Source organism: Shigella sp. FC1544 (assembly GCF_001722145.1).
GTDB classification, from domain to species: domain Bacteria; phylum Pseudomonadota; class Gammaproteobacteria; order Enterobacterales; family Enterobacteriaceae; genus Escherichia; species Escherichia coli.
The window spans coordinates 1-1693 of the sequence record NZ_MECT01000275.1 but is presented as its reverse complement, the minus strand read 5'-3'; the positions used below and the strand labels follow the sequence as shown (position 1 = coordinate 1693).

The 1693-nt window shown below is 53.0% G+C and carries 1 rRNA gene; it reads right to left on the bottom strand.

What is annotated here, in order from left to right:
- Positions 1-44 precede the first annotated feature (44 nt).
- Positions 45-1586 (bottom strand): 16S ribosomal RNA (locus tag BGK49_RS14015).
- Positions 1587-1693 lie beyond the last annotated feature (107 nt).

The window sequence follows — 1693 nt, the reverse complement described above, 5'->3', positions numbered from 1 at the left end:
ATCAGACAATCTGTGTGAGCACTGCAAAGTACGCTTCTTTAAGGTAAGGAGGTGATCCAACCGCAGGTTCCCCTACGGTTACCTTGTTACGACTTCACCCCAGTCATGAATCACAAAGTGGTAAGCGCCCTCCCGAAGGTTAAGCTACCTACTTCTTTTGCAACCCACTCCCATGGTGTGACGGGCGGTGTGTACAAGGCCCGGGAACGTATTCACCGTGGCATTCTGATCCACGATTACTAGCGATTCCGACTTCATGGAGTCGAGTTGCAGACTCCAATCCGGACTACGACGCACTTTATGAGGTCCGCTTGCTCTCGCGAGGTCGCTTCTCTTTGTATGCGCCATTGTAGCACGTGTGTAGCCCTGGTCGTAAGGGCCATGATGACTTGACGTCATCCCCACCTTCCTCCAGTTTATCACTGGCAGTCTCCTTTGAGTTCCCGGCCGGACCGCTGGCAACAAAGGATAAGGGTTGCGCTCGTTGCGGGACTTAACCCAACATTTCACAACACGAGCTGACGACAGCCATGCAGCACCTGTCTCACGGTTCCCGAAGGCACATTCTCATCTCTGAAAACTTCCGTGGATGTCAAGACCAGGTAAGGTTCTTCGCGTTGCATCGAATTAAACCACATGCTCCACCGCTTGTGCGGGCCCCCGTCAATTCATTTGAGTTTTAACCTTGCGGCCGTACTCCCCAGGCGGTCGACTTAACGCGTTAGCTCCGGAAGCCACGCCTCAAGGGCACAACCTCCAAGTCGACATCGTTTACGGCGTGGACTACCAGGGTATCTAATCCTGTTTGCTCCCCACGCTTTCGCACCTGAGCGTCAGTCTTCGTCCAGGGGGCCGCCTTCGCCACCGGTATTCCTCCAGATCTCTACGCATTTCACCGCTACACCTGGAATTCTACCCCCCTCTACGAGACTCAAGCTTGCCAGTATCAGATGCAGTTCCCAGGTTGAGCCCGGGGATTTCACATCTGACTTAACAAACCGCCTGCGTGCGCTTTACGCCCAGTAATTCCGATTAACGCTTGCACCCTCCGTATTACCGCGGCTGCTGGCACGGAGTTAGCCGGTGCTTCTTCTGCGGATAACGTCAATGAGCAAAGGTATTAACTTTACTCCCTTCCTCCCCGCTGAAAGTACTTTACAACCCGAAGGCCTTCTTCATACACGCGGCATGGCTGCATCAGGCTTGCGCCCATTGTGCAATATTCCCCACTGCTGCCTCCCGTAGGAGTCTGGACCGTGTCTCAGTTCCAGTGTGGCTGGTCATCCTCTCAGACCAGCTAGGGATCGTCGCCTTGGTGAGCCGTTACCCCACCAACAAGCTAATCCCATCTGGGCACATCCGATGGCAAGAGGCCCGAAGGTCCCCCTCTTTGGTCTTGCGACATTATGCGGTATTAGCTACCGTTTCCAGTAGTTATCCCCCTCCATCAGGCAGTTTCCCAGACATTACTCACCCGTCCGCCACTCGTCAGCGAAGCAGCAAGCTGCTTCCTGTTACCGTTCGACTTGCATGTGTTAGGCCTGCCGCCAGCGTTCAATCTGAGCCATGATCAAACTCTTCAATTTAAAAGTTTGATGCTCAAAGAATTAAACTTCGTAATGAATTACGTGTTCACTCTTGAGACTTGGTATTCATTTTTCGTCTTGCGACGTTAAGAATCCGTATCTTCGAG